The sequence below is a fragment of the Chitinimonas violaceus genome, assembly GCF_052601015.1.
The window spans coordinates 1-7,791 of sequence record NZ_JBQXDJ010000110.1; the positions used below are offsets into that span (position 1 = coordinate 1).

9 protein-coding genes are annotated in these 7,791 nt (G+C 51.3%); 7 read left to right on the plus strand and 2 right to left on the minus strand.

Going from position 1 to position 7,791, the window contains the following annotated elements; all coding sequences use genetic code 11:
- Positions 1–394 precede the first annotated feature (394 nt).
- Positions 395–691: a type II toxin-antitoxin system MqsR family toxin gene (locus ACUHMQ_RS19620; RefSeq protein ID WP_445297150.1), complete on the plus strand. Its 297-nt coding sequence runs from the start codon at positions 395–397 to the stop codon at positions 689–691.
- Positions 692–693: 2 nt separating this feature from the next.
- Positions 694–1,095, plus strand: a complete 402-nt coding sequence (locus tag ACUHMQ_RS19625) for a type II toxin-antitoxin system MqsA family antitoxin (protein WP_445297151.1) — start codon at positions 694–696, stop codon at positions 1,093–1,095.
- A gap of 38 nt (positions 1,096–1,133) precedes the next feature.
- On the opposite strand, the gene ACUHMQ_RS19630 is transcribed toward ACUHMQ_RS19625, so the two are convergent.
- Positions 1,134–1,463 carry a helix-turn-helix domain-containing protein gene (locus tag ACUHMQ_RS19630; protein WP_445297152.1) on the minus strand — a complete coding sequence of 110 codons (330 nt, stop codon included), beginning with the start codon at positions 1,461–1,463 and terminating at the stop codon, positions 1,134–1,136.
- A gap of 475 nt (positions 1,464–1,938) precedes the next feature.
- On the opposite strand from ACUHMQ_RS19630, the gene ACUHMQ_RS19635 reads away from it, so the two are divergent.
- The 5 genes from ACUHMQ_RS19635 (at position 1,939) to ltrA (ending at position 7,392) form a co-directional block, all read left to right on the plus strand.
- Positions 1,939–2,391, plus strand: a complete 453-nt coding sequence (locus ACUHMQ_RS19635; RefSeq protein ID WP_445297153.1) for an Hsp20/alpha crystallin family protein — start codon at positions 1,939–1,941, stop codon at positions 2,389–2,391.
- A gap of 27 nt (positions 2,392–2,418) precedes the next feature.
- A complete protein-coding gene (locus ACUHMQ_RS19640; RefSeq protein WP_445297154.1) occupies positions 2,419–2,793 on the plus strand; it encodes an Hsp20/alpha crystallin family protein in 375 nt (124 codons plus the stop codon).
- An 18-nt stretch (positions 2,794–2,811) separates the two neighbouring features.
- On the plus strand, positions 2,812–3,312 hold the full coding sequence (locus ACUHMQ_RS19645) for an Hsp20/alpha crystallin family protein (protein WP_445297155.1): 501 nt from the start codon (positions 2,812–2,814) through the stop codon (positions 3,310–3,312).
- 698 nt (positions 3,313–4,010) lie between these two features.
- Complete coding sequence (locus tag ACUHMQ_RS19650) at positions 4,011–5,306, plus strand: hypothetical protein (RefSeq protein WP_445297156.1); 1,296 nt, start codon at positions 4,011–4,013, stop codon at positions 5,304–5,306.
- A gap of 691 nt (positions 5,307–5,997) precedes the next feature.
- Positions 5,998–7,392, plus strand: a complete 1,395-nt coding sequence (gene ltrA / locus ACUHMQ_RS19655; protein WP_445297157.1) for a group II intron reverse transcriptase/maturase — start codon at positions 5,998–6,000, stop codon at positions 7,390–7,392.
- Between the two features lie 142 nt (positions 7,393–7,534).
- On the opposite strand, the gene ACUHMQ_RS19660 is transcribed toward ltrA, so the two are convergent.
- Positions 7,535–7,791, minus strand: a 257-nt coding sequence (locus tag ACUHMQ_RS19660; protein ID WP_445297158.1) for a hypothetical protein, incomplete at its 5' end; no start/stop codon positions are given.

Genomic DNA, 7,791 nt, shown 5'->3' on the forward strand with positions numbered 1-7,791 from the left:
TTTACAACCGCCAACGACGCCACTCTCGGCTAGGTAATTTGGCACCGGCGGTGTTTGCAGAAAAATTCAGCAGGCAATTGGTCTGCATTTGAAGTGGGTGTGTCTACGGTTGTCAGGACAGGTCAAAACGACTTGCTGAAGGGGAGTCTGTCTCACAATTGGCACGTGATTACCAAACGTCACGCCAATCCATCATGCGGATACGGGAGCGGTGTAGTTTTGAAGTGAAATAACGCTCGTTGCGCTTACTTATGAAGCGACAGACGAAGTATTTCTGCTAGCCCGATGATTAGTTGGTCTGAGTAGCCTAAAGGTGTCTCACCCTCAGGCACTTGTACTAAACGCTGTGGCTAACCAACTTGCCAAATATAACCAACTAGGTTAATGTTTTTACATGGAGAAACGAACGCCTCATTGCAAATTGTCCGTCGTCAAAGCCCTAACAGAGGCCGGCAAGGTACGAACCACCAACGCGGCGCGAACCGGGGCAAGCGAATTAGGGCTTGCCTTCTCCGACATGCTGAATGTTGTCATGGCACTTACGCCGGCAGATTTCTATAAGAGTATGACCACCCATGCCGATCACGCGGTGTGGCAGGACGTCTACCGCCCAAGCACGCAAGCGGGTGATGTGTACCTAAAACTGACGGTCATTGATGACGTGCTGATCGTGTCATTCAAGGAGCTATGACTATGAAATGTCCTGTTTGCGGCGCGGCAGAACTGATTCGCGACACCCGTGATGTGCCCTACACCTACAAGGGAGAATCTACCGTTATTACTGGTGTGGCGGGCGATTTCTGTCCGGCTTGCGCCGAGTCCATCTTGGATGCGGCGGAATCTAATCGCGTTATGCGCGAAATGCAGGCGTTCTCCAGGCAGGTGAACGCGGCTATCGTTGATCCGAGCTTTATCGCTAATGTGCGCAAGAAACTTAACCTTGACCAGCGTGAAGCCGCCGAAATATTCGGTGGTGGTGTCAATGCCTTCTCTCGGTACGAGAACGGCAAGACCAAGCCTCCGTTAGCCCTGGTGAAACTGCTTAAGGTATTGGATCACCACCCGGATTTACTCAATGAGGTAAAAGCCGCCTGATGCTGGCAAAGCACGTTTTCACTTGCACTTAATCCCGGCTAGTTTCGTTTGCAAGTCTCAACAGTTATGCGCCCTACCATCGCCGAATGACGAGCCGGTCCGACGACGATTTGCACGTCGCGACCAAGCCGGGTTAGACAAATGAGCAGCTTTGCTACGCTGGTTCCCCGAAACTGACCGCGCAGCATCTTGGACAGCTTGGGTTGCGTAATGCCGAGCACTTCAGCCGCCTGCTGCTGAGCCCATTTACGGTCTTGGATGATTTCGCCGATCTTGATTGCAAGCTGTGCTTTGACAATCATTTCGTCGGCATCAGCCATATCCAAATCAGCGTAGATGTTACCGGTGCTTTCTTCAATTTCGATCAAGTGGGGCTCCAAGTTGGTGCTTGGCTAGCATCTATTGGGCAGAAAAGCGCGCATTTAAGCGGGTTTTTATGGGCGTGGTAAAACACCACGGAGGGTACTATGAACGTGGTGAAACGCTATTCGCGTAACGCACGAGCTTTGGTGCCACCAAGCGGAGCCAAGACCTCACGCCGTAGGTCATTGCGATTGATGCTTCCTTGGGCGTAACAGTGAGCACCACTTAGGGAACATCCTTCTAGCTGTTCGGTCGATTTTATTGGTTAGTCCAAGGGGACTGCGTTCACCAGCTCGACTTTTCACGCTGTCCCGGGCTAGTCGTTAACACTTGAACTCGGGACAGCTAACCGCTGGAAAAGTGACGTGCGACCATCTAGTCTCGGTAAGCCTTTGATTAGGCACTTGAAAAGGAAAATAGACGACCCTATTTCATCTACGTCCTAAACAGGACCTACTCAACTTGGAAAGGAGTGACATCATGTATGGACCATCCATGAACTTTCCCGGAGGAATTTTCGGTGAACTGGAGCGCATCAGCCGTGAGCTGGACGCAATGTTTTTCCCATCTGGTACATCGCAAGACATCCGCGCCGCAGCGACTGGCGCATTCCCTGCTGTGAATATAGGTACAACGCCAACGAGTACCGAAGTCTACGTATTTGTCCCGGGTGTAGACCCAGCAAGCCTTGATGTCGTACTTGCCAAGGGCGTATTGACGATTTCAGGTGAGCGCCCAGATGATCTCCCCGCAGAGTCTGACGGGTTGAGCGTCGTCCGTCGCCAGCGCTTTCACGGCAAGTTCCGACGTGTCCTCACGGTGCCTGAAGTAGTAGACGCTGAGCAAGTGACGGCGAGCTACCGTGACGGTGTTCTTGCTGTCAGCCTCAAGCGCAGCGAGGACTCACAACCTAGGCGCATCGCCATTAGCTGATTCCATCTATCACCGGAGGATACGATTATGAGCGACAAGCAAACCAAGGCGGTTGTGAACAGCAGCGACACATCTGCAATCCAACCGCGCGTAGATGTCTTCGAAGACGCCACAGGTATCACGCTGCTTGCTGATGTGCCCGGGGCTAATACTGACTCACTGGAATTGAAGGTCGAAGGTACCAGCCTAACCCTGGAAGCAACAGTTGCCACATTGTTGCCGACCAGTCTCGAATCAGCCTATGCCGAAATGAGAGTTCCGCGCTATCGGCATGTCTTCGAACTTAGTCGGGACTTGGATACCGAGCATATCGATGCCGTTCTCAAGGACGGTGTGCTAAAACTGCGGTTGCAAAAGCTGGCGCACGCGCAACCTAGGCACATAGCGATACAGCATGGTTAAGTGAAGGAGGAATGTGCGATGAACATGGTTCAAGACTGGAAGCAGGGAATCAGCCAGTTCTGGGCTTCCCTATCGGACGGGTGGGCAAAACTTCGCGAACGAGCGAACGGCACCCTTACCTACTTCGCACCCGACGCGCATGATGCAGTACCTAAGCAGGCTGATGGAAGCAGGCTGCCCGTGTCTTCCTGGGCTTATCTCGCGATGGACATCTACGACGAAAACGACAGGATCATCGTGCGTATCGAAGCGCCTGGCATGACGCAGCAAGATTTCTCCTACAAAGTACTAGGCAACATGCTGACCGTGTCGGGTGCCAAACGCTTTGAACGCGCGAGCACCGAGAAGAACTATCGCATCCTGGAGTGTGCCTATGGCAGTTTCCAGCGCATGGTTCCGTTGCCTGTAGCGGTCGACGTTGATCGTGCCGATGCGAGTTACCGTGACGGTGTGCTGCGGATCGAACTGCCAAAGTTACACCACAGTAACGCGCGTCGGATTTTGGTGCGACAAGGTTAGTCACCGGTGGGGTGGACACACCCCACTTTCTGCTAACGTGGCAGAGCGCAAATCTACAATGCCCGTGGGTGTGAAGCTTTTAAGTGCTTAACCGCGGTAATGTGTACTCGTCCATATGGAGCGCAAGTAGGGGCCTGCTCACGAAACGGAAATAATCGCACGGTAAGGTTCTGCGCATCCAGAAGCTACACAGGCTTGTAGCCCTGTTGCCGCTCTCAAAACTCATGGTTTCAGTCCAGATGTTTCGATAATGACTTTCGAGAACCACACGGCCCTTATCGCGGCTAGACAGGCTGTTTTCTCACGACTCAATCTCAAAAACCTTCGTTTTCGAGAAGCCTCGACTTACTAGTCGTGCGCTTAGTTCCGTTTCGTGAGCAGACCCCTTAGAGCCGCTATCCCTTATCCCTAACGGGCAGAGAAATAAACAAATTACTTGAAATGTCAACTACTAAATACTATGGAATCGAGTTTTTAAAAAAATAAATATTTCTCTATGTCATATCCTCAATATTGAACCTAAATTGATTTCAGCTTCGGCTAAAACTTGTCAATTAGACAACAATCAATAAATGGCATACTCATGTTCTTATATTATCAATTGAACAATATGAGTTTTCCTTTTCCTTGTTGATCTAATTCAAGTGTCAATGGACTCCAAGCGTTTCACGAACTGATTAACAATCGAAAGGATCGACATGGGAAGTAATGTATGCCAACAGCCATTTTATGTTCCGCCCCGGACTTCGACACCTTATACCGGTACGTGCAAGCCTGGTCAGATAATCCTCTTTAAAGACAATAACTGGAACAGTACTTCACTCACCATCGATACTAATAGCTCACAGTATCCATCAGGTCATTTCTTTTCCTTCTCAGGAACGTCCCTGCAAGATAAGGCAACATGGATTGTATTCAATCTTCCTGAGAACGTCGTTTGCACACTCTGCAATAATGTCGTGCCGAACGCTGTTCCTTACGACTTCTCTAATTCTGGCGTCTGCGTAGATTTAATCGGTAATGGGAAAATTCAAACAATCGACTTGGCGGCTTATGGTGCTAATGACTGCCTCAGCGGTGGTATCTGGCGTGCCGTAAAATCGAATCAAGGCTGGTTTCAGCTGTTCAGTGATACCGTTGAACGTGGCACATTCGCTACGATTTTCCTATCGGAATGGCCGATATCTAAGCCGATCTCGATTAGCAATTGGTGGCTTCAGGATAAAGTCTCTTCAATAAGCTATCCATGCTTAACTCCACCGCAGCTATTGAAACTATCTGACAGATCTGATGGAGGTGGTCAATCGATAACCGTTGGTGCAAGCAATGCATTTGGCACATCCAACAAACCCGCCGTTCTCGATCTGACCAATAGCGGTATGAATGATAAGGTCAGCTCATTTAGTTATAGTTTGATTTCTCCTGTCAAAACGGTAGTTTCATCGACTACAGTCGACGTAACCTCGCCCATTATTCCCGGCCAAGCATATGTCCAAACCATCAAGGGTACTAATGCTTCAACAGAGGTAGTTACAATCACGGACACCGTTGCTGTTGGTAAGTCGGTAGAGATATCGAATACAGCAACACAGCAATATGAGACAACTGCGTCAATTTCTGCAACTGTCACGTCGACGGTAGGAATTCCAGATGTCAGTTCCATCCAGACCAGCCTGACCACATCATTTTCGGTAACGTCAACAACGTCGTCATCTCAGACTACGACCAATACTAATAAAGTCGATTTACAGCAGCAGATTGTCTTCAATGTGCCAGCGCAATCGAGCTATTCTGCTATTGCCACTATTTCTATTGGGCAACTGCCACCGACGACAGTAACTCAGGATGGCCTTTTCTACTACGATCAGAATCTGCCCGGCTCAATTAAGCAAAATGATGGAACCTATCTATTGACCTCCCCGGTCACTGTTAACATCACCGGCGAGGTTGGTTCATCCGTTCATGTTGATGTTAAATCAACCCCCCTTACTTAAATGTCGCTTAGCTGAAAATAGGTCAACAGTATCGCGGCCATCCCCAGCCACGCCTGGGTGGGCCGCTAGCTGTCGTGACGCGCAATGATGTTGACCCAGACGCACAATAAATAGCACTTTCGAAACCACATTGACTGAGACGGATAGCACGTCAACACACAATTTAGCTAAGACTGAAGCCATGAGTTTTGAGAGCGGCAACAGTACTACAGACCAGCGCAAGTTCTGGATGCGCAGAACCTTACCGTGCGATTAGTTGTGCGCCGTGCAAAGGCACGGTCTTTCAGCGGGTGCGAACCCCGCCCGGCAACTTTCGCTCCAGCCGGTAGCAATCGGAGCAGCCGTAGAGGTAACGAAGCGGCTGAAGCCTTCGGTATAGAGGGTCATATTAGTGACTTGGCGAGTATGCAGGCAGTAACGTGAGTGAACGCTGAGCAGGCCTCGAAAGACGAGATGCGGAAGCCGACCCGCCAATTTTTCGGGGAAGGCTGTCACCGTAGGGGAAGAGAGCGAAACATGCACCCTATGGTTCCGCCGGGGTAGTGGCGACAGCATGCATACAAGAGGAAGACCGATGCAACACGGGAAGCCCCGTGCGTGGTCAAGCGTAAAGACCAACCGGAAGCCGGTGACGGACAGGCCGGGCGCACTGGGGTGGCGGAGAGGCCCGTAGTACCGAGGAAGCTGGGTAATGCCAGTGGAGGAAAGAGGCCTCAGTTCAGAACCAACGTTGAAAGTGGGAAGGGACAGGAGATTGGGAAACCTAGCAACTCCGATCAGCGTTCAGAAACTGCAAACAGCGTTACATGCGAAAGCGAAGGAAGAACCCGAGTTTCGCTTTTACGCCTTGTACGACAAGATCTGTCGAATGGATGTGCTACGGCACGCCTACGCCTGCTGCCGTGCCAACAAGGGGGCACCGGGTATAGACGGGCTAACGTTCGATGATGTCGAGCAGTACGGGCAGGAGCGCTGGCTTGGGGAACTGGCGCAACAGCTCCGGGAGAGAACATACCGCCCAGAAGCGGTAAGAAGGGTCTTCATTCCGAAACCGAATGGCAAACTCAGACCACTTGGCATTCCGCGGCTGGCGGAAAGGGTGTGTCAGACGGCGGCGATGCTGGTCTTGGAGCCTATCTTCGAGGCCGATCTGCCACCGGAACAACACGCCTACCGACAGAACCGAAATGCACAAAGCGCAGTGCGCGAAGTACATGGGCTACTGACCAGCGGCTACAAGGATGTAGTAGACGCCGATCTGTCCGGTTACTTCGACACGATTCCGCACGTCGAACTCATGAAATCGGTTGCACGCCGGGTAATTGATCGGCAAGTGCTGCATCTGGTGAAGATGTGGCTCGACGCTCCGGTAGAAGAGGTTGATAAACGGGGTCGAAAGAAACGCACAACGATAAACCGCGATATCAAGCAAGGTATTCCGCAAGGCTCTCCAATCTCACCTTTACTGTCCAATCTGTACATGCGACGTTTTATCCTGGGATGGAAGAAAGCGGGCTTGGAACAGCGGCTCAGCGCTCGAATCGTCAATTACGCAGACGATTTGGTCATTTGCTGCAAGAGTAGCCGCGCCAAAGTGGCGCTGGACGCTATGCGACAAATAATGACGAAGCTGAAGCTCACGGTGAATGAAGACAAAACCCGTACCTGCCGTTTACCCGAAGGCGAGTTCGATTTCTTGGGGTATACCTTCGGTCGACGCTACTCGTCCAAGAATGGGAGGCCTTATATAGCCACCCGCCCTTCGAAGAAGAGTATTAAGTGTATGACCGAAGCGATCCATGTCCAGACAGGCAGAAACCTAGAATGGCGGGATGCCGGAGAAATGGTGACGCGTTTAAATCAGAAATTAGGTGGATGGGCCAATTACTTCTGTCTTGGTCCGGTTACTCCTGCCTATCGATTCATTGACAAGTACACCACCACCCGGCTTCGCCGGTGGCCTTGCAAGAAGCGCAAGCAGCACGGCAAGGGTATTAAGCGCTACCCCGATGAGTACTTTTATGAGCAGCTTGGACTCATTCGTCTGCCAAAGCTCCCGCAAGGCCTTCCGTGGGCGAAGGCATGATGTTTTGTCCGAGAGCCGGATGCGTTAGAAGCGCACGTCCGGTTCGATGAGCGGGATGTGAAAACGGAGTCACGGTTACGCTAATGAGACACCGCCAAACGAAAGGGGCGGCAACGGATATGCAGAGCCTAAAGCCACCGCGTCACATCTCGACTCTACCCGTTTCGTGAGCAGACCCCAAGTAGTGCGGACTAACCCGGACAAAAACCTGCAAACTGAGGTGAAATGCGGTATTCACAGCTTGGGCAGCTGACATTGGCAAGCTGCATAGCTCTAAGAACCTGTTCAAAGTCTTTTCATCTAGCTCCAGACCGGCGATGCTTGCCCAATGAGAACCCCTTACCCCAGCGATATCAGTCGCGAACAATTCGAAGCCATCCGCCCTTTGCTGGAAAACGC